Annotated in this window: 22 protein-coding genes; 8 read left to right on the top strand and 14 right to left on the bottom strand. The window is 32.3% G+C overall.

What is annotated here, in order from left to right; all coding sequences use genetic code 11:
* Window positions 1-13 precede the first annotated feature (13 nt).
* The 4 genes from buk to FM121_RS10930 all read right to left on the bottom strand — a co-directional run bounded on the left by buk (window position 14) and on the right by FM121_RS10930 (window position 4,772).
* Window positions 14-1,090, bottom strand: coding sequence for a butyrate kinase (gene buk, locus FM121_RS10950; RefSeq protein WP_086952202.1), 1,077 nt, complete (start codon window positions 1,088-1,090; stop codon window positions 14-16).
* Between the two features lie 19 nt (window positions 1,091-1,109).
* Window positions 1,110-1,934, bottom strand: a complete 825-nt coding sequence (locus tag FM121_RS10945; RefSeq protein WP_086952201.1) for a phosphate acyltransferase — start codon at window positions 1,932-1,934, stop codon at window positions 1,110-1,112.
* 215 nt (window positions 1,935-2,149) lie between these two features.
* A complete protein-coding gene (gene recQ, locus FM121_RS10940) occupies window positions 2,150-3,913 on the bottom strand; it encodes a DNA helicase RecQ (protein WP_086952200.1) in 1,764 nt (587 codons plus the stop codon).
* Window positions 3,914-4,112: 199 nt separating this feature from the next.
* Window positions 4,113-4,772: a trimeric intracellular cation channel family protein gene (locus tag FM121_RS10930; protein ID WP_086952199.1), complete on the bottom strand. Its 660-nt coding sequence runs from the start codon at window positions 4,770-4,772 to the stop codon at window positions 4,113-4,115.
* Window positions 4,773-5,007: 235 nt separating this feature from the next.
* Here FM121_RS10930 and FM121_RS10925 point away from each other — a divergent pair, with 235 nt between their 5' ends.
* Together FM121_RS10925 and FM121_RS10920 are read left to right on the top strand one after the other, a co-directional pair.
* A complete protein-coding gene (locus FM121_RS10925; protein ID WP_086952198.1) occupies window positions 5,008-5,205 on the top strand; it encodes a YwbE family protein in 198 nt (65 codons plus the stop codon).
* A gap of 107 nt (window positions 5,206-5,312) precedes the next feature.
* Window positions 5,313-6,845, top strand: coding sequence for an AMP-binding protein (locus FM121_RS10920; protein ID WP_086952197.1), 1,533 nt, complete (start codon window positions 5,313-5,315; stop codon window positions 6,843-6,845).
* 20 nt (window positions 6,846-6,865) lie between these two features.
* On the opposite strand, the gene FM121_RS10915 is transcribed toward FM121_RS10920, so the two are convergent.
* Entirely contained in the window at window positions 6,866-7,321 is a 456-nt protein-coding gene (locus FM121_RS10915) for a YaiI/YqxD family protein (protein ID WP_086952196.1), read from the bottom strand.
* Between the two features lie 19 nt (window positions 7,322-7,340).
* On the bottom strand, window positions 7,341-7,805 hold the full coding sequence (locus FM121_RS10910) for a YehS family protein (protein WP_086952195.1): 465 nt from the start codon (window positions 7,803-7,805) through the stop codon (window positions 7,341-7,343).
* A gap of 346 nt (window positions 7,806-8,151) precedes the next feature.
* Here FM121_RS10910 and FM121_RS10905 point away from each other — a divergent pair, with 346 nt between their 5' ends.
* Window positions 8,152-8,832: a helix-turn-helix transcriptional regulator gene (locus FM121_RS10905; protein WP_256958450.1), complete on the top strand. Its 681-nt coding sequence runs from the start codon at window positions 8,152-8,154 to the stop codon at window positions 8,830-8,832.
* 46 nt (window positions 8,833-8,878) lie between these two features.
* Here FM121_RS10905 and FM121_RS10900 read toward each other — a convergent pair whose 3' ends face one another.
* Complete coding sequence (locus tag FM121_RS10900; protein ID WP_086952194.1) at window positions 8,879-10,300, bottom strand: aminotransferase-like domain-containing protein; 1,422 nt, start codon at window positions 10,298-10,300, stop codon at window positions 8,879-8,881.
* 120 nt (window positions 10,301-10,420) lie between these two features.
* On the opposite strand from FM121_RS10900, the gene thiD reads away from it, so the two are divergent.
* Together thiD and FM121_RS10890 are read left to right on the top strand one after the other, a co-directional pair.
* On the top strand, window positions 10,421-11,260 hold the full coding sequence (thiD, locus tag FM121_RS10895) for a bifunctional hydroxymethylpyrimidine kinase/phosphomethylpyrimidine kinase (protein ID WP_086952193.1): 840 nt from the start codon (window positions 10,421-10,423) through the stop codon (window positions 11,258-11,260).
* Window positions 11,250-11,801 (top strand): ECF transporter S component, encoded by a 552-nt coding sequence (locus tag FM121_RS10890; protein ID WP_086952192.1) that lies wholly within the window; start codon window positions 11,250-11,252, stop codon window positions 11,799-11,801. The genes thiD and FM121_RS10890 overlap by 11 nt, the downstream gene beginning before the upstream one ends.
* 46 nt (window positions 11,802-11,847) lie before the next feature.
* On the opposite strand, the gene FM121_RS10885 is transcribed toward FM121_RS10890, so the two are convergent.
* From FM121_RS10885 to FM121_RS10875, 3 genes are all read right to left on the bottom strand, one after another.
* Entirely contained in the window at window positions 11,848-14,484 is a 2,637-nt protein-coding gene (locus tag FM121_RS10885; RefSeq protein WP_086952191.1) for a GA module-containing protein, read from the bottom strand.
* Between the two features lie 263 nt (window positions 14,485-14,747).
* Entirely contained in the window at window positions 14,748-15,575 is an 828-nt protein-coding gene (locus tag FM121_RS10880; RefSeq protein WP_306298136.1) for a Cof-type HAD-IIB family hydrolase, read from the bottom strand.
* A 116-nt stretch (window positions 15,576-15,691) separates the two neighbouring features.
* Window positions 15,692-16,543 (bottom strand): MurR/RpiR family transcriptional regulator, encoded by an 852-nt coding sequence (locus FM121_RS10875; RefSeq protein WP_086952190.1) that lies wholly within the window; start codon window positions 16,541-16,543, stop codon window positions 15,692-15,694.
* Window positions 16,544-16,866: 323 nt separating this feature from the next.
* Between FM121_RS10875 and FM121_RS10870 the strand changes: the two genes are divergently transcribed.
* A complete protein-coding gene (locus FM121_RS10870) occupies window positions 16,867-18,231 on the top strand; it encodes a thioester domain-containing protein (protein WP_086952189.1) in 1,365 nt (454 codons plus the stop codon).
* Here FM121_RS10870 and FM121_RS10865 read toward each other — a convergent pair.
* From FM121_RS10865 to FM121_RS10850, 4 genes are all read right to left on the bottom strand, one after another.
* Window positions 18,174-20,489 (bottom strand): glycoside hydrolase family 3 C-terminal domain-containing protein, encoded by a 2,316-nt coding sequence (locus FM121_RS10865; RefSeq protein WP_086952188.1) that lies wholly within the window; start codon window positions 20,487-20,489, stop codon window positions 18,174-18,176. The two genes, FM121_RS10870 and FM121_RS10865, sit on opposite strands and share 58 nt — an antisense overlap.
* 247 nt (window positions 20,490-20,736) lie before the next feature.
* On the bottom strand, window positions 20,737-21,750 hold the full coding sequence (locus FM121_RS10860; protein WP_086952187.1) for a glycosyltransferase family 2 protein: 1,014 nt from the start codon (window positions 21,748-21,750) through the stop codon (window positions 20,737-20,739).
* A gap of 5 nt (window positions 21,751-21,755) precedes the next feature.
* Window positions 21,756-22,271, bottom strand: coding sequence for a GtrA family protein (locus tag FM121_RS10855; protein ID WP_086952527.1), 516 nt, complete (start codon window positions 22,269-22,271; stop codon window positions 21,756-21,758).
* 18 nt (window positions 22,272-22,289) lie between these two features.
* Window positions 22,290-24,701, bottom strand: coding sequence for a beta-glucosidase (locus tag FM121_RS10850; RefSeq protein WP_086952186.1), 2,412 nt, complete (start codon window positions 24,699-24,701; stop codon window positions 22,290-22,292).
* A gap of 188 nt (window positions 24,702-24,889) precedes the next feature.
* Between FM121_RS10850 and FM121_RS10845 the strand changes: the two genes are divergently transcribed.
* Together FM121_RS10845 and FM121_RS10840 are read left to right on the top strand one after the other, a co-directional pair.
* A complete protein-coding gene (locus FM121_RS10845) occupies window positions 24,890-25,597 on the top strand; it encodes a LytR/AlgR family response regulator transcription factor (protein ID WP_086952185.1) in 708 nt (235 codons plus the stop codon).
* Window positions 25,597-26,910 (top strand): sensor histidine kinase, encoded by a 1,314-nt coding sequence (locus FM121_RS10840; RefSeq protein WP_086952184.1) that lies wholly within the window; start codon window positions 25,597-25,599, stop codon window positions 26,908-26,910. The genes FM121_RS10845 and FM121_RS10840 overlap by 1 nt, the downstream gene beginning before the upstream one ends.
* Window position 26,911 lies beyond the last annotated feature (1 nt).

The raw sequence follows: 26,911 nt of genomic DNA, 5'->3' as shown, positions 1-26,911 counted from the left end.
TATCACTCCTACTTTACAATCTTACTTCCTCATAATTTAGTGCTTTTTCTTCACCTTTTATAACTCGTAATGCTCCATCGGATAAAGCTTCCATTTCCATTTCACCTGGAAAAGATTTAATTGGCGCAATCCAATCAGTAAATTCTGAAATTTTAGCTAACACGTATTGAGAATAAATCACCCCTCCTGTTAAGATAACAGCATCCACTTTTCCTTTTAGTACAACTGCTAATTCACCTATACTTTTAGCTACTTGATAACACATACCATCCAGATAGTATTTAGCTTCGGTGTCACCTTGATTCATTCTTTTTTCTATTTCTCGAATATCTGTTTCACCTAGATAAGATTTAAGTCCTGCATTACCAGCTATCCTCTTCTTAACATCTCCGATTGTCATGTTCTCTAAAATAAGGACTTCTGCAAACTCGATTAATGGAAGTGTGCCACTTCTTTCTGGTGTATATGGTCCTTCTCCATCTAGTCCATTGATAACATCAATCATTTTCCCATTTTTATGGGCACCAATACTAATTCCTCCACCGAGATGTGCTACGATAACAGAAGTTGTCTCATAGGTTTTACCAAGCTCTTCTGCAACTTTTCTAGAAACAGCTTTTTGATTTAAAGCATGACAAACACTTCGTCTTTCAATCCCGTTAAGCCCTGATATTCTAGAAAGCGCTTGCATTTCATCTACCACTACTGGATCAACAATAAATGCTGGGATTCCCAATGCTTCTGAAAATTTATTTGCTAATATTGCACCTAAGTTAGACGCATGGGTATTATATTTTTCAGTTCTTAAATCTTCAAGCATTGCCTCACCTACTCGATAAGTACCACCTGGAATTGGTTTCAATAAACCTCCACGCCCAACAACAGCAACTAATTTTTCGGCTATATCTAATTTATCTATGAACTCTTTGATAATTTCATATCTAAATTCGGTTTGGCTAATAACATTTTTAAATCCAGAAATATCTTGCACACTATGTCGAATCGTTTCTTCTGCAATTAGTTGATGATCTGCATAAACAGCCGTTTTAGTAGATGTTGACCCTGGATTAATAACAAGTATTGCTTCCATCTAGTTTCCCCCTTCACTTTTAAACTTGTTTTATAGCAAATTTTAATGAATGTAATTTACTGTCTGTTGAATCACTTCTTGAAGTTAAAACAACAGGAACCTTTGTCCCTACAATTGTTCCGCCAACTTTAGCACCGCCAAATAAAGTTAAAGATTTATATAAACTATTTCCTGCATCAATGGCGGGCACAACAATCACATCAGCATCTCCCATAATAGGGCCTTGATAGCGTTTATGGTCTACAGCCTCTTTCGATAAAGCAAGGTCAAGAGAAATTGGACCAAAAATAATGCTGTCTTGAGTTTCTTTAAAATGTTCTGTAACTTCTGTTGCTAAAACCGAAGATGGCATTTTAGGATTAACGTTTTCTGCCGCACTTAATAGTGCAATCTTAGGCTGTGAGATTCCAATTTTATGAGCGACTTCTTTTACATTTTCTACAATTTCAATTAAATTATCTTTATCTGGTGCGATGTTCATCGCGCAATCTGTTAATAAAAATGATTGATTGGTTGACTTGATATCAACCATAGCAACATGTGAAAGGACTTGGCGATTTTTTAGAGCATGTTCTTTGTTAAGCAATTCTTTAAGTAGCGTATGTGTTTGAATAATGCCTTTAAGTAAAATTTCTGCTTTTTTGTTCGCGACAAACTCCACTGCTTTTTTAGCGATGTCTTTTTCATCATCACAATGGATATACTCCCATATCGTGTCATCTGCGATATTTTGATTTGTATCAAATACAACAAAACGAATATCTTCTAAACACTCTTCACGAGCTTTTTTCACAAGTTTTAAAATTTCTGGTTGTGAGCCACCTGCTACTGATATTGTTATCAATTTTTTCACCTCTTCTTATGTTCATCCTATCTATATACTTAGTCTATCTTTAAATGTAAACGTTTACAAATTGTATTTTTTTATTTAACTATTAATAAAATTAATAGCCTTAATAAAATAACTTATTCGAATTTGTGAATAATATCGTTAACTAAAAAAATCGAGAATGACTATAAAGTCATTCTCGATTTTTTCGGAATTAAATGCTTTTTCTCTTATGCTTTATTTTGTTGGTATTCTTTCATAACTAACATAAACGCTTCACCGTATTTATCTAGTTTATTTTGACCAACACCTTTTATTTGTAAAAAATCTAAGGTTGTTTTAGGTTGCTTTTCAATCATTTCATGCAATGTTTTATCAGAAAAAATGACATATGGTGGTAGATTTTGCTCATCAGCTAAATCTGAACGTAACTCTCTTAATTTTTCAAACAGACCATCATCCACGACTAATTGTTTAATAACTAACTGCTTTCTGAAGACTTGTTTTTTACCGAGTAAGACATCAATCCCCTCAGAAGAAAGCGATAGTAAAGGATATTGACCTTTTGATGGGATCAAATATTGTTCTGCTGTCAAGTAATCAATTAATTGAGTGACTTCCTTTTGAGACCATTCTTTCATTAGTCCATAAGTTGATAAGTCTTCAAAATGCCATTGCTTAATTTTTTGATCTTTTGAACCTGTTAAGACTTTTGCAACTAAGGATTTACCAAAATTCTGATTCATTCTTTTAACACATGAAAAAACTTTCTGAGCCTCGATTGTAATATCAACAGACTCTCTTTCATCTAAGCAATTACTACAACGACCACAATCGGTTCCTATTTCACCAAAATAACGAAGAATATAGTTTTGTAAGCAACTTTCTGTATGAGAGTACTGATTCATTTCTCTTAATTTTAAATATTCATTTTGTCGATACTCTATATTAGCCTCAGACTGTTCGATAAAATACTGTTGGATTTGAGCATCTTGAGGACTATAAAGTAAAATCGCCTCACTTGGTAAACCATCACGCCCTGCCCGTCCAGCCTCTTGGTAATAAGATTCTAAGTTGCCTGGCATTTGATCATGAATGACAAAACGGACATTACTTTTATTGATTCCCATGCCAAAAGCATTTGTCGCAATCATCACTGGTACACGATCAAAAGCAAAATCTTCTTGATTCTTCGATCTAATTTGTTCTGATAAACCAGCATGATACATCCCAGCAAGTAATCCATTATGTACTATTAATCTATGAAGTCTTTCCACTTCTTTTCGAGTACTTGCATAAATAATACCAGACTGACCTTTATTCATTTTTAGATACTCTAACAAATAAGTATCTTTTTGATCTTTAATAACTTGAAATGCTAAATTTTCTCTTGAAAAACCTGTTGTTATTTGATTATCCTCTGGAATAGACAGTAACTGGCAAATATCTGTCGCAACTTCTGGTGTGGCTGTTGCTGTTAACGCTACAATTATTGGCCTAGGTGAGAACGAACGAATGGTTTGGGCCAAATTAATATAACTTGGTCTAAAATCATGTCCCCATTGAGAAATACAATGTGCCTCATCCACTGCTATGAGAGAGACGTGAACATGTCGTAATAATTCAACAAAATCTGCCGTTTCTAGTCGCTCTGGGGCAACATATAGGAGTTTAACTTCGCCACGAGCGGCTTGTCCTAACCGGCTCTGTATCTCCTGATAGTTCAATGTACTGTTTATATAAGTCGCACTTATCCCCATTTCAATTAATGCATCTACTTGATCTTTCATTAATGAAATTAGAGGCGATACGACAACTGTCAGACCATCCAAAACTAAAGCAGGAAGCTGATAACAGATTGATTTCCCTCCACCTGTAGGCATGATTCCTAAACAATCTTCTCCCTGAAGGATTTTATTTATAATGACATCTTGACCTTTACGAAAGGATTGATAGCCAAATTTTTCTTCGAGTAACTGCATAATCTGATTCATTTTATCCCTCTTTCCTTGCCCATTATAACCGAAAACAAGAAAGAGTTCATGGGTTAATTAAGAACAACTAACAAGAGGTTGTGACAGAAGTGTTCAGCTTCAAGAAATAAGAAGGAAATCACGAAAATTGTTTTTCAAATTTTTGTGATTTTCGACTTATTTCCGAAGAAGCTACTTCTGTGACACCGTTTCTTTTTGATTAATAATCATGTTCTTTTTCAATTATTTGCTGAGATGTCATTTTGGGCAACTCATTTTTTACAAAAGATGTGGCTTTGGGTAAATTCCAATTATAGAGTAGTCCCACAGATCTTAAGATGACCGTCAAACAGATAATAAGCATATAAAAAAGTGGCTTTGTTGGGACAAAAAAGTAGATCACTACCGCAATTAAAATCGACCAACTTCCATAAATTTCAGTACTGAGGACGTTAGGTTTTTCCCCAGCAAGTAAATCTCGAATTACCCCACCACCGGTTCCAGTTAATATAGCAGCTGCAATGACTGGACCAATATGCGTATTGATATCTAAGCCATATAACGCTCCTTGAATGCTAAAGGCTGCAAGTCCAATTGCATCAGAAATAATCTCCATTCTTTTTAAGGCAATAAATTTTTTAGGAAATAGATACACTAAAAAAATAGTACCAAAAGACACATAGAATAAATTAGTCTGACTCCAAAAAACAGACATTGGTAAGTCCAAAATTACATTTCTGAGAACCCCACCACCAAAGGCCGTTATAAATCCCAGTACCGTAATCCCTAAAATGTCATAATCTTCTTCCATCGCGACAATCGCACCTGATAATGAAAAAGCAATTGTCCCGATAATGCTAGTCACCTCTAAAACATCCATCCTATATACCTTCCTAACCTCACAACAACTTATTATGATTACTTTTTTTCATCATACAAATTAATTATCAAATTTCCGTCATTTTTTCCTTTTTAAATTTATAATATAAAAACTATCTTGTCTAGTGTTTAGTTCCAAATTTTAGTTAATAGTTTAGTTGGTAAAAATTATCGAATCTTGTTATGATAACAAAGTAATTTAGCGATATAAAAATTAATGATAAAGGATGATTATAATGAACGGAAAAAATAGAAGTCAAATAAAAATTGGTCAATTAGTCGATATCGTCTTAAAAAAAGATCAAAGAACTGGCAACTTAACAAGAGGGCATGTAAAAAAGCTTTTAACAAACAGTGCTACTCATCCTCACGGAATTAAAGTCATGCTTGTTGAAGGGGATCAAGTCGGTCGTGTTCAAGCTATTATTGAATAATCTGCTTTATTCTTTAATAAAATATGTGAAACAATTAACTATTATTACTTATTTTTGTTATCCTATAAATAGGCTAATAAAATCAACCACTAAAAGGAGTCCTTTAAATGATTTTTCCAGATAATGCATACAAAGAGTTGAATCTTTTTTCTAATTTTTCAGAGGCTGCTGATACTTTTCCAAACATACCAATTTATTTCGATAACCCGTTGATTGGTTTTCCGGACTTAGATTTAGAAACAACCTATAAAAAAGCCAAAATAAGTATCATTCAACAAGCATCACGTTTAAAACAATTGGGAATAAAAAAAGGGGATAAGGTTATTATTTATAAATCTCCTATGTTTGATACCTACTTGATGGCCGTAGCAGTAAGTTACTTAGGTGCTGTTCCAATCATGATTTCTTTCCACTTACCTGTAGAAATTATGACAATTATGTGCAGCCGTTTAGAAAATCCTTGGATGATCTTTGACACCATCACAGCAAGTAAAGCTACTGATATATCTAGTGTTGCTGCGTCTCAGTTAATTGAATTAGAAAAACTAAATGATTTATCTATTGAAACAGTCGCTGAACAAGAATTTTTAGAACCAAATGCTATTTCTTACATGACTCATACATCTGGAACAACCGGTGTGCCCAAGTTGATTGCCCACTCAGCTCAGTCAATGGGTTGGCGCACAAAATGGCAAAAAAATATTTTTGATTTAATACCTAAAAAAGAGCTAGTCGCTTTTCATATTTCTCCTGTTCACTCTCGTTTTAACATTGGGATTTCTTCTCTAATGTCAAAAGGTTTTCCTATGTTATGGATTGGAAACAGTGAACTAGAAAATGTTAGTCAAACACTAACAAAATTTAAACCTTTTGCTTTAGAAACCCATCCTAACAATTTTGTTCAATGGAGTCACTTAGCTAAAAAGAAACCTGAGTTATTTTCAAGTTTTAACTATTTCCATTCCACATTTGATGCCATCAATAAAGGAACAATGGACATTTTTTTAAACGCATCTCACTGTGAACGACCTGTTTTTATGCAAGTTTACGGTCAAAGTGAATGCGGCCCTATGATCATGAAGTTTCATACAAAAGAATCAATTGAAAGCTTAGACGCTCGTAATATGGGGGTTGGAATGCCTGAATTAACTGAAGTCCGAATTGTTGATGAAGTAGCTAAAAATTTACCTGCTAATACACTAGGTAATATTCAAATGCTTTCTAAAGGTCGTGCCCTAACTTATTACAAAGAAGACACACGATTTACTGAAAACACTTACGACTCATGGTGGGATAGTGGCGACTTTGGTTACAAAGACGAGCATGGAGAGTTATTCTTACTTGATCGCCAAGTGGATTTAATTCGTGACGTGGAAAGTACCTTAAAAATTGAAGACTTACTACTAGATAAATTAGACTTTCTCAATGAAGTCATTATTGTGCGAGGAAAAAATAATATTGCTCAACCTATTATTTCAGTTATGAAAAACAATCAGATGGATTGGGAAAAATGGTGGCATGCCATCTCTGACTTCCCTCTTCTCAATAAACCTTTAGTTTGGGATTATGAAAAGATTCCAAGAACAGCTACCATGAAAGTTCAACGATTAAAAATAGAAGAAGACTTGAAAAATCAATAAAAAAATACCAAAGCGACTTTTTAGTTCGTTTTGGTATTTTTTTGAATAACATTAGTCATTATTTTAGTAAAATGATCTCGGTCCGATTGTGTAAAAGCTTTCGGACCTTTTGTTCTTTTCCCTGCTTTTCTCAGCTGACCACCAATATAGCGCTGTGTTAACAGTGTATCGATTGTCTCTGGCAGATATTCCTTACCACTATGATGAAAGATTCTTACTTTTTTACTAATCAAAAGAGAAGCTAAACCATAATCTTGGGTAATAACAATATCACCTTCTTGAATTTCCTTTACAATTCGATAATCTGCACCATCTGCGCCCTTATCTACGTAAATAAAACTAACAAATGCTGGATACTCTTTATTCGTAAAATGATCCACACTCGTTACAATCAGTACAGGTAGATTAAATTCTTTAGCTAATTGAATGACTTCATTCTTAACAGGTGACCCATCACCATCAATCACAAATCTCATCAACAAACCACCCTACTTTCTAACGGAAACGCGGAACTAAGCCTAATAAAAAGTGTTTTGTGTAATTGTCTAAACACTGCTTATAGTTACGGTGTCCTTCTTTACGTAAAAACGAACCTAGCTCACTTTTTGACATATTAATTTCACCTGCTTCAAAGATTTCTAACATATCTTCAGTCGTCAATGATAGAGCAATTTTAATTTTTTTAAGTAAAATATTATTCGCATTTCGTTGACGCAATTCAAACACTGGTTCAACACCATCTTTGGCACCACGTTGAGAAGTCACCAATCCATTTAAGAATCTCTCAAATAATTCATCCGAAAGCTCTGTTTCATAAGTTTCTTCATCCACCATTTTTAACATAGATAAAAACTCTTCTTTAGATACTTCTGCTCCACCTAGTTTAAATATTTCAATAACATCTATATCTCTTATATCCAACGCATATCTCAAGCGTTTTAAGCGATCATTATGATTCATTCTTTCACCTTCCATTTCCACATTGTATTATAACAAATTATACACTAAAAAATAAACAAGTAACTCATTAAACTAAATTAATAGTAAAATAAGTTACTTGTTCCATCGATATACAAAAAGAATAACGAACCCGATCATTGTGAGTTTCCGATGCGAAACATCTATTATAGGATAGGGGATACTAAAATAAATACTAGTCACTGATCAAAAAGTTCATCGTTCAAAATAAGTGTACAACTGAACAAAAGTTTAGTCAATGATTTTTTTTAATTTTATCCAAATTGATTTAAAATAAAAAAAGGATTACACTAAAATTAATATTTTAAGAAAAAGGAGGTTGGTTCACTTGAAATCTAATCTACGATTAAGTAAAGTTGATCGACAAATTTTACACTCTCATTCATTGATATTAGACGGCTTAGGAAACTTTCTAGGGAGAAATCATGAAATTGTTCTACTCAGTTTAGAAAATCTTGAACAATCAGCAATGAAAGTTATCAATGGTCATTTCAGTAATAGAAAACAAGACTCCCCCATTACTGATCTGGCATTAAAGATGTTAAATCAACTTGAAGCAGATGAAAGTTACGATGTCATGCCTTATTTTAATAAAAATGATAATGGCGTTGTTTTGAAATCTTGTACAATTCCCATTTTTGGAGAAAAAGAAAGAATTATTGGTTTAATTTGTATTAATTTACATTTAGAAATGCCATTGATTGATTATTTGGCGGACCTAGTTCCTCCTGAACCAAACAGTAGTAAATCTTTTGACGTTAAAAATTCTGAAAATTTTTCTGATAATATCGATGAACTTATCACTATTTCATTAAATAAAATGAAGCAATCCGTTCATAATAATCCAGATATTTCTAGTTTGAATGAAAACAAAGAAATTGTAGTTGGTCTATATGATCAAGGAATATTTAATTTAAAAGATTCTGTTCTGATTATTGCTAAAAAATTAGGCATCTCAAAAAATACAGTCTACTTACATATTAGAAACCATAAAAGTGATGAAATTTAATTAAAAAAGGATGAGGCATAGTTTTTTTGCACCATCCTTTTTTAGTTTAAATGAGCATTTCTTTCAGATAATGCACCAGAATTTTTATCTCCTCATTCGTTAGTCTCGCCATATTCAGTCGGCAACTTTGACAATCTCCTTTATCTAAAAAACTAGGATACACTGCTATACCTTTGGATAAAAGTTCATGCCAATCCTTTTTCATTAACTCTTTTTGATGAATCGTTAGCCAAGCATAGTAACCACCTTTAGGTAACACGCAGCTGACCGACTGGTGTAGATTTAATTTAATTTCAGATTGTAAAAAAATCATTTTTTCTTTTAATTCTATTCTTAATTTTATTAACTGTTTTTCAAAATCCAAATCTTGTAAAACATAGGTTGCCAGCACTTGTGGGAAAATACTTAATTCACTTTCATACTCATCTCTTAGTCTAACAACTTCTTCTAAAATAACCTCTGGTGCCTCAATCCATCCTAACTGAATTTTTTTACCTAATACTTTCGACAGAGAACCAATATAAATGACACTTTTAGGCGCTAATTCTTTTAATAATGGCAAAGGATTAGGTGTCCAATATGAAAGTTGCCCAAACACATCATCTTCAATAATTGGAATTCGGTACTTTTCACATAAATCAATTAATTCATGCCTTCGTTCTAAAGACATACTACTTCCAGTAGGATTTTGAAAGTTGGGATTCGTTAACACTAATTGAATATTTTTTTTCTCTAACAACATTGCTAATTGACTAACCTTCATCCCTTTTTTATCCACTGCTATTTGGATAACATTAATCGACATTTTTTTAAATAGAGAGATGTCATAAAAAAAAGAAGGTTCTTCAACTACAATAGTGTCTCCAGGTTTAAGTAGCGTTTGAATCAATAAAAATAAACTTTGTTGTCCACCAGCCGTTAACATAATATTGTTTTTATTAACTTTAAAATTATACATTTTTTCAAATAAAAAAGTAATTTCATTTCTTAAAGGTTCATAACCAAGGTGTGGTACCTCTTCTTGCAAAAATTCTTCAAAAGGAACGTTGGATAAATTAACTTTAGGAATTAGATTCAATGGTAATTCCCCTGTATACGCATTAATAAACTCGATATCTCCTTCATTTATTTTCCTCTCAACTTTTTTGATATATGAGTCTTTATCTGATTCTTTTTTTAAACTATTTGATCCATAAAAGTTCAAATTTTCTTTTGACAAACTACCAGAATATTTTCCCAAAACATAGGTTCCACTATTAGATTTTCTAACAACAAACCCCTGGGCATGGAGCTCTTCATACGCTCTCACTATAGTACTTCTGTTGACATCTAGCTCTTTAGCTAGTGCTCTTTCTGACAGTAAGCGCTCATCTTTAACTAAGGCACCTTCCTCGATTTGGCTAATTATTTGGTTCATAACTTGTCTGTATAAAGGAACTTTGCTCTCTTTTTTTATAAAATTAGTCATCTTAATACACCTCAAAATGATTGTATCACAAATTGGATGGGTCCACTTATCAATAATTGGCTCTAGAATAAAAAATTTAGCATGTTAAACTATGAGCATCATACATTAGGGGTGTTATTTATGGTAGAAAAAGTACTGACTATTGCTGGTTCAGATGCTGGTGGAGGAGCCGGAATTCAAGCAGATTTAAAAACATTTGAAGAATATGGAACATTTGGAATAAGTACAATCACTAGTATTTTAACGGTTGATCCTACCACTAGAGTACCAGATATTTATCCAGTAGCAATTGATGTTGTGGAAAAACAATTAATTACTGCCTTCTCCGGTGGTGAATTGAGTGCTGTTAAAATTGGCTTACTTGGCAGTTTAGAAGTGATTAACTTAATTGAAAATCAACTTACTTCTCTTACTCAAAAGCATCTTGTTTTAGATCCTGTTATGGCAGTCAAAACCAATAACGATGTTTTACAACCAGAACTTGTGAACGAGATGATTGAACGTTTAATTCCTTTAGCCGATATTGTGACACCTAATTTAGTTGAAGCACAAATTTTATCAGGTTTGAGTGTCATTGAAACAGAAGAACACTTGAAAGAAGCGGCTCTAAAAATTTATAATTTAGGAGCAAAATCTGTCGTTATTAAGGGTGGATCTCGCTTTCCTAGTGAAACAGCTACTGATTTATTTTATGATGGGACAAATTTTCATTTTATCCATAAACCAAAAATTATAACCAAAACAAATCACGGAGCAGGATGTTCTTTTGCGGCGGCGATTACAGCTGGACTTGCAAAAGGCTTGTCCTTATACGAAGCTGTTTCACTCGCTAAAAAATACGTGGCACGTGCTATTTATGAAGGTATCTTTTTAAATGAGCATACGGGTTATGTATGGCATGGGGCGTATCAACAAGCAGAAAATCGAATGACAAAAGGAGAGTATATCAATGAACAATAAATCATGGAAAACTTCAGAAATTGTATTAATGGCTTTATTTTCAGCGTTAACCGTTGTCGGAACAAGTATCAGAGTGCCACTGCCAGCAATGGTAGGAAATCCTTTTATTCATTTTGGTATGCCAATTTTATGCTTGGCCGTTTTAACATTAGGTTTTTTTAAAGGTTCACTTGCTGGAGGAATCGGATTTGCTCTTTTTGATTTTTTAAACGGCTTTGCTGCTGAAGCGCCTTATTTTATTTTAGAAAGTTTTGTCGTTGGTGGTACTCTTGCCTTTTCTTATTATCAACTGAGACGCTTTAAAAATAAAGTTTGGTTCATGCCCATTATTATGATTTTTACAGCAATTGCTAAGTTATTTATGTCATTTATGAAGAATTTAGTCATTCAATTAATGATGGGAAATAGTTTAGGTGCATCAAGTTTTGCTAGTTTTACTACCCTTTATATTACTTTCATTAATACGATTGCTGCCATTATTCTGGTAAGTATTTTGTATAAACCAATTACTAAAATGGCTAATAGAGTGTTGAAAAAATAAATGAGATACAAGAAGTTTTTAAGCTTCTTGCATCTCATTTTTACTTTTATCTGTCTGCAATATCTTCTCTAAAAGATTCCATTTGTAACTTCAAGGCTTCAAAAGTATCAACATGATCTACAAACCAAGTATAGTCTTTACGTTCTTGCTCTGTAATTTTTCCGTCTACAAATGCTTGATTAATTTCTTCATGAGCCTCATTTAGACGACCATCAGAAATTTCTCCCATTTCAATATTAAGTTCAAATATTTCTCCCATCAATTCAGCTGATTCAATCTTCGCTTCGTATTCAGCACGTTCCTCTTCTGATAAATAACGATATCCCAAAATATGGTTTATAGCACTGTCTTTATCATCATCTGTAGTTGGTCTATTTGGATTCCAAAGCTCATTGATTTCTTCTGCCATATTGATTTCCATCTCAACATCTTCTAAGGTTTTACAGTCTGCTAAACGTATATCAAGTAGTTCTTCATTAGTATATTCAGGATGATTATAATCGAAGTATGGTAGTGAAAGGATATATTCTCTGGCTTCTTTCTTCGCTTGTTCTAGCGCTCTTTCAGTTTCAATTACACGAGCTTCTTCTATGATTTCTTCGACTTCTTGTAATGATATTGCTTTGACGATTCTATTAGAAAAAACAGAATATTCTTCTTTCGTTAACGTCTCCATCATTGCTAATTCATTTTGAGCTTCTTCTTTAGCTTCTTTTAATTCTGTTGATTGCATTCCACCATTAATATATCCTGCTTCTCCTAACGCTAAATCAACTTCTTCTAAAGTTTTAGCCTCAGAAATTTCTTTCTTAAACATCTCTCGTTGACCTTCTGGTAGGTTAGTCATCTCATCAATTTCTTTCATAGCATTAAGTTTAATTTTTTCAAAAATTTCTTCTGGTGTTGTGATTTCCTCGCGGCGATTATTTTCGAATTCCCACATTTTTTCAAGATGTGTTTCTACCGCTTCAACTGAGTCTGCCTCATCTATTAACCAATTAAAATATGATCTCTCTTCAGTAGTTAAGGTCTCCATCACAGCAATTTCACGTTTAGCATTTTTTTTCGCTATTTTAATAGCATCAACAATTTGACCCTCTTGACATTTTTGATTTAAATCTCTGGCTTCATCTAAAAGGTGGTCGACCTCTAAAACAGTTGTTGCCTGTTCCACCATGTAAGTGTAAGTTGATTTTGCTTCACCTGGTAAAAACTCCATGTTAGCAATTTCATTTTTCGCATAATCTTGGCGTTTTTTCAAGGCAGCCGCTGTATCGCTTTCACCTTTTAGTTTAGAAATCTTAGCTTCTAAATCTGCTACTTTTTTCTCTTGCTCAGCTATTTTTAATTCTAAAACATCAATTTGAGCTTGAAGTTCTTTTTCTTGTTCTAGAGCTTTGGTTTTTGTTTCTTCTAATTCTTTTGTTGTTTCTGCAATAGATGCTTCAAGTTCTTCAACTGTTAGTGGTATTTCTTGGTTTTCTAATTCATTTAAGTGAGCAAGTGCTGTATCGTATTCAGCTTGTACTGTTTCTAATTGCGTAGATAAATTAATAATTTCTTGATTAAGTGTTCCAATCATCCTAGTTAATTCTGCTATTTGAATGTTACATTCATCCACACTTTGTTGCCATTGTTCAGCATTATTTTCTGATGCTCCCTCACTTTGAAGAGTTTCTAGCTTCGTTTGAACTTGCATCATTCGTTCTTCTAGCTGTGCTTTTTCTGCTTGTTTACTAGCCAATGATATCTCTATTCCAGCTTTTTTACTTTCAGCTTGATCGACTGCTGCTTGCGCTTCCTTGATTTCTGCTGAACTACTACGCCCTGTCATTGAAGCTAATTGTGCCTCTAAATCTGCTATTTTCAATTCTAATGCTGCTATTTTTTCTTGATTTTCTTGTTGGATAGAAGCCAGTTTAATTTTAAGTTGATCTAATTCTGCCTGTAATTTTTCAAGCTTAGTTTGTTCTTTTTTAAGCTCAACTTCTAATTTTTTTAATGTGTCATCTTTTTCTGGATTCGTTGGATCAACTGGCTTCACAGGATTCGTTCCACCATCTTCTTTTTCATCTGGCTTAACGCTTGGCGTAGTTGGTTTTGTATGATCTTCTTTTGGTTTAACAGATGACCCGTTATTTCCACCTTTATCCACATTTTTTATAATATTGCCTTTATTATCCGTTTTAACTGATTTAGCCGGCACATCTGATGTTTGACCTGCAACAGTGGCATTTGGATTATGTTTGTCAGTATTCGATACGACTTTATCACCAATTACATTGCCGTTAGGATCCTTAACAGTCATATGATTGCCATCCCAAGAAATTTCAGTTCCTACAGCCATTGTGTATTGATCACCTTCAGAGAAACCGTTATCAAATAATAATTGCATTGGGTCCTTTATATTGATCGCTAAACCAATATTATAAACTGTATCTCCTTCAATCATTTTAATTGATTTTTGTCCTTCTGTGATTCGAGATGATATTTGTTCCACTGTATTTGGTGCCCATACCTCAGCTTGCACAGCAGTGGTATGCACTGCACCACCAACCATTAATAATGTTCCAAATAGCAATCCTTTGGCTACCCACTGTTTCTTACTTTTATGCATAGTAATTCGGTGTTTCGGTTCATAAATCCCCATAATTTGTTTCATCGTACGCTTGTTTTCTTTCATCAAATGATTCCCTTCATTACTTTTTATCATAAATCTATTTGTTCAAAAATCGATAGATATATGCGATTTTAGAATACCATAGTAAACTACTCTAAAATGAATTCTATCTTTTTTTTCATAAGAACATCATTAAAATTTTAAGTTCATTAAAATTGACAAAAGTGAACACTAAGTTGAGAGAAAACGACATCAAAAAAGAAGCGCAACGATAAGGTTTTGCTTCTAAAACAGTTTTATTATTTTATTAATAGCTCAAAAAAATTTTATAAAAATTCTTTTAATATAGTAACAATTCCTTCTTCATCATTCGATCCAGTTCCCCGGTCAGCCACCTTTTTCAAATCATCCACGGCATTATCCATTGCAATTCCCATTCCTGCATAAGCTAACATTGTCCGATCATTATGCCCATCACCAAAGGCCATAATATCTTGTCTTTTAATTCCTAATGGAGAAAGTACCGTGTCTAAGGCTTTTGCTTTATCAATGCCTTGAGCTGTAAATTCAAAATAAAATTCGGCAGTAAACACACAATTCAATTGATTTTTAAAAGGGTTTTTCATTTGTTCTGATACTTCGGCTAGATAAGTCGGATTACCTGCCGTTAAAATTTTATTAATCGGTGTGTCTAGAAAATCGGCTAAATCATCTTTTTCACACAATTTATATTTCCCACCACGTGCTTCATATTCAATGATATTTAAAGGCTTGCCTTGATAATCAATCCAGCCTTTAAAAACATCATTAACATACATGTAATCTCCCTTATCAATCATAACTGCCACATCAAACTGTTTCAAATGTTCTAAAACTTGTTTCCCCACCTCCATCGTCATTGGCTGATTGAATAATTCAGTGGCGCTTTGACAATCGACCACTTTTGAACCATTGTACGACACTAGCAAGCCATTATATTTTTCCATTTCCAATTCTTCAGAAATGTCCCACATACCAGTTGTCGGCCGTCCAGAAGCTAGGATTAATTTAATTCCTTTTTTCTGCGCCTTAATCAAATACTCTTTTGTCAGAGGACTTATTTTTTTCTCACTCGTTAATAAGGTTCCGTCAATATCTAAAACAATTGCTTTCATTTTTATCACACTCCTATAAACCCAATAGTAGCAAAGGTTTGGATAAAAAAATGGCATTTAGAACATCTTGGAATTTTTTTCTCATAAATCAAAAAACAACTTATTTTTTGATAATTTTATATCAATTTCTCATTCATTTTTTGATAATTTTTGAGTTTATATTGACTATTTTTTTCAAAGTCCTGATTAAAAATTTCTGCATATAATACATCAAAAATAGTTAATAAAGATAACCGGGTCGAAAAAGAAGATATTTTATCAAAATGATTTTCAATAGATGCCATGTATAGTTGCTTTGTTGCAAACTCACTTATTGGATTTTTTTGAGTAGATGTCAGTAAAATAATCGGTGTTTTATTTTTATTTAAAATTTTTACAACAGCTTGTGTTGTTTGGCTACGACCACCATAAGAAACAATGAGTGCAACATTTTGATCAGTACTATTCGCAGCTGACAATCGTTGCCTGTAATCTTCTTCTGGAACATTGATTAAACAACCAATTTCTTGTAATTGAAACTGAAAATTTTTTGCAAAATAAAGATTACCCGCTGAAGCGTAGACGTCTATTTGACTAGCCTTTAACAAAAGAGCCACACTTTCTTTTAATTCATTTTCATCAAATAAATTTATTGTGTCATCTAGTGTATTTTGATATAACTGGCTCATTCTATAAATAACATCTTCTGTTGAATCAGTTGCTAAAATTGGGTAATCAGGATTAATTTTTTCTGAATAATTTAATGTTTTTAGTGAAGAAATCAGTTCGATTTTAAATTCATTAAAACCTGTTAAATCAAGTTTAGTTAATAATCGATAAACCGTTGCAACTGAAACATATGCTACATCAGCTAATTCTTTAGAGGACAAAGAGGAAGTTTCTTTCGGATTACTTATTATATAATCGACTAATACTTTTTCATTAGGCGTTAAATTTTTTAATTGTGTTAATTTCTTTAATAATATCATGTTTCTTTCTCCTCTATTTTTACTTAATCATATCATTTTTCACAACATATTTTATTTAATCTGTTTCCAGATCTAAAAAAATAAAATAACTTAAAAACGAACAATAAAATAAAAATGTATATAAATAACGTTTTTTAATTATTTTATGAACATTTTATAGCATTCAAACGAGATTTTATTTGTTTTTTACGTTAGAATGGATATATAGTGAAAATATATACAAATGAATGTTTTGTAAATACCAAAAATCGGAGGTGTCTTTTAATTTTCAAACTATTATCTTAGTTATTTTCACTTATTTAATTATACGAGGAGGAAACAAGATGAAAAGAAAATTAATTTATATTTTAACCTTTGTTGGTCTTTGTCTGTTTACTATTCTTTCAACACCAGTCAGCCTCGCTGAGGCCCCCAGTGCTCCTACAGGTAATATAAAAATAACAACAGATATCAAAAATAATGAAAATACTAATCTAGTTGATCTAGATTCTGTTGTCACACGTCTTGCCTTTATTGAAGATGAAGCTGGTACCAAGTATTTTTGTTTAGATGCTGATAAATGGTACCCTTATGGTAATCCATACAGTGCCAGTGAAATTTTAAACAACCCGACCACTGCTTGGTTGTTACATAATTATTATTATAATCAACAAATTATCGAGAATGAAAATGAAGAAACTAAATACGCTATCACTCAACTGGCCATTTGGGCTTTTACAAATCCTGAAAAATACGGTAATTTAGCTGTTGTTCAAAATAATCAAATTGTTCTTGATTTAATTGCTGAAGCTAATACACATGAAGACGATCTATCTGCTGAAGAGTTCATGAAACAAATTTCTTTATCTTTGAATCCACTTAGTCAAAAATTGAGCTTAAGTGAGGATGGAATGAACTATGTTGCTCAAGTTGAAAAATCATTTATTCTTCCACCATCTACAGTTGAATTTTCATTGATAGAAGGTTTATATTTTTCTTATAATGGTATGAATATCACAAATAAAGTTAATGTTGAGACGATAGGAAATTTAAAGAATATTTCTATTGATAAAAGCTATTTAGACTCTATTTATCAACAAGGCATTCCCATTAAAATTGACCTAACTTCTACGTTATCTGGTTCATTTTTTGTTGGGGTTGCTTATTATACTAGCGATTCTAGATTTCAGCCACTTGGTACAGTAGAAAATTTAACATTAGAAAAAAATATTGAAGCTTCTGCTGAGTTACTACTTGAAAAAGAGCAGCCTTTAGGTAGTATTAAATTAATCAAAAAAGAGGCTAACTCTGACAAACGATTAGTTGGGGCAGAATTTGCTTTACTAGACAAGGATAAAAAAATCATCCAAACTCTAACAACGGATGCTAATGGTGAAATTATCTTTAAGGATGTCCCATTTGGCGATTACTTTGTCCAAGAAACCAAAGCTCCTCTTGGTTATGTTAAAGATGATACTTTACGTCCTGTTACGATTGATGAAAACTCTTTAAATTCAACAGTTCAACTTACTTTAGATAATCAAAAAGAACTGAAACTTGGTAAGATTAAATTAGTTAAAAAAGAAAAAGGCTCTGACAAACGATTAGTTGGGGCAGAATTTGCTTTACTAGACAAGGATAAAAAAATCATTCAAACTCTAACAACGGATGCTAATGGTGAAATTATCTTTAAGGATGTCCCATTGTAGTACTCAAAATTTCGTCCTGCAAAAGCACTACGATGAATATTCATAGCAGGTCCATACCATCCTGAAATCCCAATTTGAGCTGCCTCTTCGCCCACTGCTTCCCCACGAGCTTCAGCTAAATCGATGTTCCAAGTTGCAGCAATCATTGTTGCTGTTGGGAAGGCTGTTCCACTGGTTTCCACAAAGAAACTACTAATACCTTGCGGACCATCAAAATCATATGTTTGTAGTTTATCCACTGATTTTGCTTCAACAGTTTGATAGCCACCGTAAGTAATAATGTTACTCATATCTTTAACTGTCATTTGATCTAATAATTTATCCCATTTTTTATCATCATAGTCTAAACCTTTTAAATCTACAAGAGACATCTTGTTTTTAACACCCGTTTCTGGCATTTTATCTTTATCATTATTTTTAATTTTATAATCACTACTATTAGTTAAGCCATTTTTAGTAGCTTCTGATAATTTAATTTTTTCTGGTTTTGCTGTAACTTCTTTATAATTTGCAAAGTTATCTTTACGACTTAAATAAGTTACTTCTCCCTCTGCAAAATCTGTAAACTTGTTAACTGCCGCTACTTCATCTGTACGACGTTTATTATTTTCATCATAAGCTACTGTTTTTTCAACAACATAATCTTTTGAATCTAAAACAGTATGTGCATTTCCTTTTAACTGAATAGCATATTTGCCTTCCTCAAGTAAATAACCACCAATACCTTTAGTGTCATAAACAGCTAAATCTTCATTCGTGATTTTGATTGTAATTTTCTCTGATTCACCTGGTTCTAACAGCTTCGTTTTATCAAAGGCTACTAAGTTAGTTTCTGATTTTTCGATACCTCCATTAGTATATGGTGGTGTGAAGTATGTTTGGACAACATCTTTTCCTGCTGTTTCACCAGTATTCTTAACTGTAACATCAAAAGTAATATCACCATCTTTAGTTGTACTAATATTACCCATTTTTTGCTCAAACGTACTGTAACTTAAACCATAACCAAATGGATACTGCACAGCTTCTTGATAACCTTTTTCATTTCCTTTATAGAAAGTTTCGTAGAATTTATAACCAACATAAATATTTTCTACATAGTTAATGAAGTGGTAATCACTACCCTCGTACCCAAAATCGCCAAAGTTATTCCAAGTTGGAGTCTTTTTCAAGTCACGAACATAGGTATCTACTGTTTTACCTGATGGATTTACTTTTCCTGTTAAAACATCTCCAAGTGCAGAAAAACCTGTTGCCCCGGGACCTGCCATCCATAAAGCACCCTTAATATTGTCATATTCTTCAATCCAATTAAGTTCCATTGCATTAGATGAATTAACTAATACTACAATATTTTCAAAGTTTTTATTCACAACTTCTAACATTTCTTTTTCACTTTTTGATAATTCTAAGAAGTGATCGCCATCTTCAAAATCACCCTTATTCCCTTTATAAGTGATGTCTTTAGATGCCATATTAGTTGGTAAATCAGCACCTTCACCACCGACGCGAGAAATAACAACTAGAGCCGTATCTGAGAAGTTTTTAGCTTGTTTCAGCATATCATTTGAATAGTCTTTTCCTGACGGTTCCGGAAGTGTCCAATCTTGTTCCCACATCCCAACTTCTGGTCGATCAGAGCGATAATCCGTATAAAACTTAGCTAAATCTTTATTAGTCTCAAAACCAGCATTTTCTAGACTTCCTAAAATATCTACAGCACTACTTGTATCAACATTTCCTGATCCAGTTCCCCTATAAACAGGTTGTGTTGATGACCAACCAAACACATTTAATTTACTAGTATCTTTTTCTAAAGGTAAAAAATTATCCGTATTTTTTAATAAAACAGTTCCTTCTTTAGAAATTTCTTCAGTTAATTTTCCATTTTTATCTAATGTTGTTTTATTTACTTTTGGCATATCTGAAAATTGTAAATTTAGTAAATTAGCCATCGGCCCAAATAAAACAACATTCGCAGTAATTAAAATAGTTACTAATAAAGCAATTGCTGATTCCCATTTCAACCAAAATTTGAACTTCTTATCTTTCTTGCGGAAAACAATTAATGAAATGATGATAAGTGCTATTACAATAACGGCCGGGACAAAATAAACTAGTAACTTACTAATTGTTGCGTAGACATCTTCCATATTTAAGACACCATCTTGGCTTAACTTGTTTAAATAAAAACCAACACCTCCGACAATGGCTAGAATAATCACTAGCGGGATAAGGATCTTTTTGTATTTTTTCATTTTTCTCTCCCCTTAAAGAATTTTTTGGATTTCATTTATTGTGATAGTCTAATAGTTTATACTTTTGTCTACTACTTACCTCTTAAATGAAAGCCCTTTTACATTTTGAAGTATACGCTATCATATTTTTGATAGATATGCTTTTTTCACAACTTGTCACTTTTCATTCATATTCTGATAGTTCTTTTTTTATTCGACATAAATAAAAAATCTTCCTCTTCAATTTGTTTGAAAAGGAGAGATTTTTTCAATTAAACCCATAACGTTTTTGGGCAATTTGATATGCACGAACAGCTGTTTTTCTACCTAATGTACCTGGTAAGTTCACACCAATTCCGAACAAACCATATCGTAATTTTTTATAAAGTGCTTGATCGGTTTCTTTAATAAAAGCCCACAATTCTTTTTTCTTCCCCAAACTTTCCTCAGTGCCTTCTTTAATAAGTAAAATTGAAGAAATAGTCGTGATAATCTCAACATATTTTCTCATATAATCTAAAATATTTTCATCTTTTGTATCTGTTGTTGAATAGTATTTAACAAGACGTTTATTAACAAATAATTGTTGATCAATGCGGCTAATCATGATTTTTTCATTAACTGACTGATCTTCTCGTCCAATATAATAACGATATAAATCCACATCCAAATAATATAAGCTTTTCACTAAAGGTAACGGTTGAAACACATAAAGATTATCAACATAAAATGTATGTTGTGGCAACTTGAAAACTAGCTCTTTCAATAATGATGTCCTATAAATAACAGAATGCATTAATAAATATTTACCAAGAGGAAATGACACATCATCCCAAGTAAATTGACAGTTCTGAGGTAAAAAAGAACGGTATTCCATAATTTTTTTATTCTTTACTTCTTGTTTTTCATATACATAATTGCTAATGACCATATCAATTAATTGCTCTTTTTCACTTGTCTCAATTAGAAACTTTAGTAACTTACCAAAAGCCTGTACTTCTAACCAATCATCACTATCAACAACTTTTAAATATAAACCGGTCGCATATGATAGGCCAGTATTAATTGCTTCCCCGTGTCCGCCATTCTCCTGATAAACATATTTTACAATGTTCGGAAATAATTTTTGATAATTTTTTCCAATCTCTTCTGTTCCATCTCTGGAACCATCATTAACAATGATAATTTCAACTTCTTCTCCACCAACTAGTAAAGAATTGATACAACGCTCCATATAATCTACTGAATTATAACATGGAACAACAATACTCAATACTTTCATTCTATTTACCCTTTCTTCATTATCTTAAACTTCATCATAGGATAATTTATTAATACTTGAATAATAATATTTACTACATTGGCAATCGTTGCTGAGAAAGCACCTGTGTATGGCGTCAACAATTTAATAACGTAAGGTGGTAACCAAACAGAGATTAATCCCGCAACCACTACAGTACCAATATACCAAGGTAGAACTTTTTTTATTTCCACAGTTGCAGAAAAAACAACTTTTCTTTGAACAATAAAGTTAACAATTTGAGCACAAATATATGCTAGTAAGAAGCTTAAAAAGCCTCCTAAACCACCTTGAGCTTCACTATAGTTAAAAATAAACCAATGAAAATCAATTTGTGCTAACTGCTTAAATAATAATCCAGTTCCTATCCATAATACTACAAAATTGGTTACTGTCGCTACATTACTCATTATGTTGAACATAATGAATTCATACATATCCGGATGTTCTTTTTTATACTTTTTTACGCTCATAACTAATTTATTCTCTTTTTTTTCAGTCATCATAATTCTCCCACTTACCTATCTCATAAATTCTTTGGTCTGTTTTTTGTTCTTTTTATAAGCCTTGAATAACCCACCTAAACCTGAAAAGAAATGCCCATTTACCATATGAACAATTTTATCTACCATTTCTTGGCTCACCATACCATTTGTCATTTTCCCAATTGCTCTAAATGGCATATTATAAATGAATAATAGATTTAAATTAGGCTCGCCTTTTTTCTCACTTTTTTTAATCAAGTTATAAATAATCCGTCTAACTAACCTGGCTAAAGGATTTTTTGCTTGGCTCATCTCAGAAATCACACTATTAGCATGTAGTAACTGGCGTCCTTTAGTAACTTCTACTGGTACTTTTTGACCATACAATCTTTCAAAATCGACCCATTCCAAATCTGAAAAATGACTCGTTTTAAATTTAGCAAGTTTTTCTTCATTTTTTGGTAACTGACTTTCTGTTCCTTCTTTGACAATATCAGTCACTAAGCGAATATCTCTAGAGCTAGCACCCATCATTAATTGATAATTACCAGATTCAACTTCCCATTGATTAGTATCAACATTAAAGTAGCGAAAAGCTTTATCATCTAATGAAATTCTTACTTCTTTTGTTTCACCTGGCAACAGGCTAACCTTAACAAAACCTTTTAATTCTTTTTCTGCGCGACTAATTTGACTATCACTTTTCCCGATATACAATTGGGCAATTTCTGTTCCTTCACATGTTCCTTGATTGGTCATCTTAAAAATCACGTCATTCGATTGAACCTCTAACTGACTATACTTAAAATGTGTGTAACTCAAGCCAAATCCAAAAGGAAATAATACTTCTTTTTTAGCACGATCATAATAACGATAACCTACAAAAATTCCTTCTTTATAATAAGCATATTTTCCTTTATAAGGAAACTCTTCTCCAAATAAAACATCTTTATAAGAGATAGGGTATGTCTCACTTAACTTTCCTGATGGGTTATATTTGCCAGTAATTACTTCTAACATCGCTCCTGCTCCTGCTTGACCACCAAGATAGCCATGTAAAACACTATCTACTTGATCCAACCAAGGCATTTCCATACTGGCTCCTGCAGATAAAACAACCACTATTTTAGCTGAAGTTTTTGATAGTTCTTTAATCAAGTTAAGTTGATTATTCGGCATTTGAGTATGAGGACGATCCATTCCTTCACTTTCTAAAATTTCATCTAGACCAACATATAAAAGAATGATATCGCTAGTTTCTGCAAGTGCCACTGCTTCTTTCTCTAATGTTTCATTGACTTGTTTCCCACGTTCAAATCCTTGTGAAAACCCTACAAAATTAATTGGATAATCAGCTACTAATTCTAACGTATTTTCTAGTTGTTTAGGATTCACCACAGAAGAACCCGCACCTTGATATCTAGGTTTTTTAGCAAACTCTCCAATAATCCCAACTTTTTTTGTTATATCAATTGGTAGAATATGCTCACTATTTTTAAGTAGCACAACACTTTTCATAGCTGCTTCTTTTGCTACTTGATGGTGTTCTTTCCAATCAACAATTTCTGTTTCTTTTGACATTGCTGTTGAAGTCAAAATGACGCTTAGTAACTCATCCACCCGTTCATTCAGAATATTTTCCGGTAATTTGCCTGATTTTACAGATTCTACAATTTCAATTGGACCATTGACACCAGGAGATGGCATAGCTAAGTGACTTCCATTAATAACACCTTGTGTATGATCGTTATCGCCACCCCAATCAGATACAACAAAACCATCAAACTTCCAGTTATCTCTTAAAATATCACGTAATAATTTTTTGTTTTCATTAGCATACGTTCCATTAATCAAATTATAAGAGGACATTATAGATTTTGGATGTCCTTCTTTTACTGCAATTTCAAAACCTGTCAAATAAATTTCTTGTAATGTTCTTTCATCAATAATTGAATCAGATGCCATTCTTCGATATTCTTGACTATTAACTGCAAAATGTTTAGGGCAAGCAATTGTTTGATTTTTTTGAATGCCACGAATACTAGCAGCTGCCAATTTACCTGAAAAATATGGGTCTTCACTATAATATTCAAAGTTTCGTCCACATTTTGGGTTCTTTTTAATATTTAAACCAGGTCCTAATAAAACTTGGACACCTAAGTGATTTGCTTCTCTACCTAAATATTCACCGACTTTTTCAAGTAAATTTTCATCCCAACTATTTGCTAATGTAGCAGCTGTTGGAAAACAAGTTGAAGGGACACTTTCGTTTAAACCAAGATGATCCGCTTCACCTAATTGCTTTCTGACACCGTGAGGTCCATCTGATAAAAACATAGATGGGAACAAGCCTGGAATATCGTATGTTTCCCATGTGTTTTTTCCTGACAAGAGTGACGCTTTTTGTTCTAAAGTTAACTGATCAATAATTGTTTTATTTTTTAACATGAAGCTGACCCTACTTTCCTGATTTTTGATTAAATACAGTCTATCATTTAGGAAAGCGCTAGCAAATATTTTATTCATATCTTGAGTGTTTTCATTCATATCCTGTCACTTCTAATGAATTTATGTTGATTTATCTTTCTAGTTCCCTATAATTATGTTAGTGAAACTACTTAAGGGAGAGTTTAAATATGAAAATAGCCATTGTTGAAGATAACCAAGACGAGCAGAATAGACTTATTTCATGTATTAACCAATATAGTGAGGAATTTAATATTCCAATTGATATCACTACCTTTTCAGACGGCGTCCAAATTGTTGATAAATATGCTGCTAATTTTGATATGATTTATTTCGATGTTGAAATGCCATTAATGGATGGGATGACCGCGGCTAAGAAGATTAGAAAAATGGATGATAAAATTATTATTGTTTTTGTTACTAATTATGTCCAATGGGCAATTGAAGGTTATTCAGTCAATGCTAGAGATTTTTTATTAAAACCAATTAGTTACTTTAATTTTAAAGAACACTTTACAAAAATTGTGTCTAAACTGGCTAGTAACGAAAAGAAATCAATTACTTTAAAAGTTAATTCTGGGTATCGAAAAATTCATTTAGATGATATTTATTATATTGAAAGTGAAGGTCATTATTTGAACTTTTACTTACTTAACAATACTTTAACAATCCTTGATTCTATGAAAAAAATTGAAGAACAATTAGCTGAAGATGATTTTTATCGCTGTAATAACGGCTATATTGTTAATTTAAAACATGTAACTGGGATTGAAAAAAATATTGTTCATCTTGGTAAGTTCAATGTACAAGTCAGTCGTCCACGAAAAAAAGATTTTCTAAGTGCTCTAACAAATTACATTGGAAGTGAGGTTAATTAATGGATAACTTACCTAATATTCCCCGCGATTTCACCGCAATTGCTGAATGGTTTGCCTGTCTGGTTATTTTTTTACAAGTAAAAAAAAATGATCGGAACACTTGGTTTGTTCCTATTCTGATTGGAATGGGTATCGGACAAGTTCTATTACAACGAATTGTTGGAAACTGGTCACTTTTCTTTTGGATTTTCGGTATGTCTCTTAATGTTTTTTGGATGTTTTTAACCTTACAACTAACAACAAAAAAAGATATTATGACCAACATTTATAATGTTTGTAAAGCTTTTATCTTTGCTGAATTTATTGCCTCACTATCTTGGCAATTATATTGCTACATCATCCTCGATTACTCGACACAAAACGCCATAGTTCAGTATAGTTTTATTTTAATTTTATATATTATTTTTAGTTTCCTTTATTATTATTTTGAGACAAAAAACAAAAAAAATATTGAGTTGACCATTCATCAAAGAGATGTCGTCATTGCTGGATTAACAGCTCTCATTATTTTCACCATGAGTAATATTGGTTTCATGTTATCTGATACACAATTTGCCATTGGGGATTCTTTTTCTATTTTTATTTTCAGAAGTCTAACCAATTTATGTGGGGTTTTTATTATATATATCCAAGAAAACCAACGCTACGAAAGTTACTTACGTAATGAACTTTCTGCCATTCATAATGTTTTTCATTCTCAATATGAACAGTATCAAGCCTATAAAGAAAGTACCACAATAGTCAACCAAAAATTTCATGATTTAAAACATAAAATTGATTTGATTGAAATGGAAACTAATTCTGATAAACGAAAAGAATATTTCCAAAAAATTAGAGAAGATATACAAAAATATCAATCCTCTATTAAAACCGGAAACCCAGTAATGGATACCATTTTAACAAGAAAAAATGTTTTTTGTATTCAAAATGGTATTGCTTTAACCTGCATTGCGGATGGCTCATTATTAAATTTTTTAGATGTGATGGATAGTTGTAGTTTACTCGGTAATACCTTGGATAATGCTATTGAATCTACTTTAAAAACAACAAATAAAGAAAAACGATTAATTAATTTACGCATTTTAGAAAAAGCCGACTTCATTCTTTTTTCGATAGAAAATTATTCAGAAGAACACATTACTTTTGAAAATGGTTTACCCAAAACAACAAAAAAAGAAAATGCTTTTCATGGCTATGGCCTAAAAAGTGTATCTTATATAGCTGAAAAATACGATGGAACTATGACCATTGACTATAAAAAAAATTGGTTTATAGTCAATGTTTTACTTCCTAATCCAAAAAAGCACGCTTAGA

This window comes from Vagococcus fluvialis bH819 (assembly GCF_900163795.1).
Classification (GTDB): Bacteria; Bacillota; Bacilli; order Lactobacillales; family Vagococcaceae; genus Vagococcus; species Vagococcus fluvialis_A.
Note: the sequence above shows the minus strand (reverse complement) of the source record. Positions and strands in the feature narration are given on the sequence as shown.

Coding starts and splice junctions, on each gene's coding strand:
- FM121_RS10900 (WP_086952194.1), bottom strand. CDS start 10,300: ATGACTAATTTTATAAAAAAAGAGAGCAAAGTTCCTTTATACAGACAA.
- FM121_RS10915 (WP_086952196.1), bottom strand. CDS start 7,321: ATGAGATTTGTGATTGATGGTGATGGGTCACCTGTTAAGAATGAAGTC.
- FM121_RS10920 (WP_086952197.1), top strand. CDS start 5,313: ATGATTTTTCCAGATAATGCATACAAAGAGTTGAATCTTTTTTCTAAT.
- FM121_RS10930 (WP_086952199.1), bottom strand. CDS start 4,772: ATGGATGTTTTAGAGGTGACTAGCATTATCGGGACAATTGCTTTTTCA.
- FM121_RS10925 (WP_086952198.1), top strand. CDS start 5,008: ATGAACGGAAAAAATAGAAGTCAAATAAAAATTGGTCAATTAGTCGAT.
- FM121_RS10845 (WP_086952185.1), top strand. CDS start 24,890: ATGAAAATAGCCATTGTTGAAGATAACCAAGACGAGCAGAATAGACTT.
- recQ (WP_086952200.1), bottom strand. CDS start 3,913: ATGAATCAGATTATGCAGTTACTCGAAGAAAAATTTGGCTATCAATCC.
- FM121_RS10850 (WP_086952186.1), bottom strand. CDS start 24,701: ATGTTAAAAAATAAAACAATTATTGATCAGTTAACTTTAGAACAAAAA.
- FM121_RS10870 (WP_086952189.1), top strand. CDS start 16,867: ATGAAAAGAAAATTAATTTATATTTTAACCTTTGTTGGTCTTTGTCTG.
- FM121_RS10865 (WP_086952188.1), bottom strand. CDS start 20,489: ATGAAAAAATACAAAAAGATCCTTATCCCGCTAGTGATTATTCTAGCC.
- FM121_RS10875 (WP_086952190.1), bottom strand. CDS start 16,543: ATGATATTATTAAAGAAATTAACACAATTAAAAAATTTAACGCCTAAT.
- FM121_RS10840 (WP_086952184.1), top strand. CDS start 25,597: ATGGATAACTTACCTAATATTCCCCGCGATTTCACCGCAATTGCTGAA.
- buk (WP_086952202.1), bottom strand. CDS start 1,090: ATGGAAGCAATACTTGTTATTAATCCAGGGTCAACATCTACTAAAACG.
- FM121_RS10880 (WP_306298136.1), bottom strand. CDS start 15,575: ATGAAAGCAATTGTTTTAGATATTGACGGAACCTTATTAACGAGTGAG.
- FM121_RS10885 (WP_086952191.1), bottom strand. CDS start 14,484: ATGAAAGAAAACAAGCGTACGATGAAACAAATTATGGGGATTTATGAA.
- thiD (WP_086952193.1), top strand. CDS start 10,421: ATGGTAGAAAAAGTACTGACTATTGCTGGTTCAGATGCTGGTGGAGGA.
- FM121_RS10860 (WP_086952187.1), bottom strand. CDS start 21,750: ATGAAAGTATTGAGTATTGTTGTTCCATGTTATAATTCAGTAGATTAT.
- FM121_RS10890 (WP_086952192.1), top strand. CDS start 11,250: ATGAACAATAAATCATGGAAAACTTCAGAAATTGTATTAATGGCTTTA.
- FM121_RS10910 (WP_086952195.1), bottom strand. CDS start 7,805: ATGAATCATAATGATCGCTTAAAACGCTTGAGATATGCGTTGGATATA.
- FM121_RS10855 (WP_086952527.1), bottom strand. CDS start 22,271: ATGACTGAAAAAAAAGAGAATAAATTAGTTATGAGCGTAAAAAAGTAT.